Source organism: Streptomyces sp. NPDC048142 (assembly GCF_043202835.1).
GTDB lineage: Bacteria > Actinomycetota > Actinomycetes > Streptomycetales > Streptomycetaceae > Streptomyces.
The window spans coordinates 1-1269 of the sequence record NZ_JBIDBC010000090.1; the positions used below are offsets into that span (position 1 = coordinate 1).

The 1269-nt window shown below is 70.1% G+C and carries 1 protein-coding gene; it reads left to right on the forward strand.

Features of this window, described 5'->3' with window-relative positions; all coding sequences use genetic code 11:
* Positions 1-206: 206 nt before the first annotated feature.
* The coding region (locus ACGF2Y_RS36655) for an IS110 family transposase (protein WP_392956438.1) at positions 207-1269 on the forward strand (1063 nt) is incomplete at its 3' end.

The following is a 1269-nucleotide window of genomic DNA, read 5'->3' on the forward strand; positions in this document are numbered from 1 at the left end:
GTGAGGATGTACGTGAGCGTTCCCCGGCGGGGTCTGACCCACCGCCTGACTGACTCAGGGTCCTCAACGGGATGTGTCGGCTCTGTCCGGGGACGCTCGCGTGCATCCGCCGGACCGGGGGACGTGACTTCATAAGAGCCTGGCCAGAGGCCCCATCACTGTCTTGTCCGTCCTCCCGGCCGACGGGTGCCATCCCGCCCGGTCAGATGGAGAGGACGGCACGATCCACGATGGCACAGCATGAGGTCGAGGTCACCGGCGGCGTCGACACCCACAAGGACACCCACACCGCAGCCGCGATCGACTCGGCAGGGCGGGTCCTGGGGTCGGCCCAGTTCCCCGCCTCCGCCCTCGGCTACCGCAAGCTCCTGACCTGGCTCCGCTCCTTCGGAACCCTGCTGATGGTCGGAGTCGAGGGCACCGGAGCCTACGGCGCCGGTCTGTCCCGCTATCTGCGTGAACACGACGTGACGGTGGTCGAGATCGACCGCCCGGACCGCAAGACCCGCCGGTGGCAGGGCAAGTCCGACCCGGTCGACGCCGAGGCGGCGGCACGGGCCGCGCTCGCCGAACGCCGCACCGGCACGCCGAAGTTCCGTGACGGCCGGGTCGAGGCCCTGCGGGCGTTGCGGGTGGCCCGCCGCAGCGCGGTCCAGCAGCGGTCCGACGTCACCAGGCAGATCAAAACCCTGATCATCACCGCACCGGAAGGCGTCCGCACCATGCTGCGGCACCTGAAGGACAAGGACCTGCTGACCATCTGCGCGGGCTTCCGCCCCAGCCTCGGCCAGGCGGGTGACCCGAGCACCGCGACGAAGATCGCCCTGCGGTCCCTCGCCCGCCGTCACCGCGACCTGGGCCAGGAGACCGATGAACTGGACGAGCTCATAGCCCCGCTCACACAGAAGATCAACCCGGCCCTGACCGAGCTGAACGGCGTCGGCCCGGACGTCGCGGGCCAGCTGCTGGTCACCGCGGGCGACAACCCCGACCGGCTCCGCTCGGAAGCGGCGTTCGCGATGCTCTGCGGCGTCGCCCCACTGCCGGCCTCATCCGGCCGCACCCACCGCCATCGCCTCAACCGGGGCGGTGACCGAGCGGCGAACGCGGCCCTCTACCGGATCGTGCTCTGCCGCCTGCGCTGGGACCAGCGCACCCGCACCTACATGGAACGACGTACCAAAGAGGGTCTCTCGAAGAAGGAGATCATCCGCTGCCTCAAGCGGTTCGTCGCCCGCGAGATCTTCCACGTCCTGACCGCCACCAACG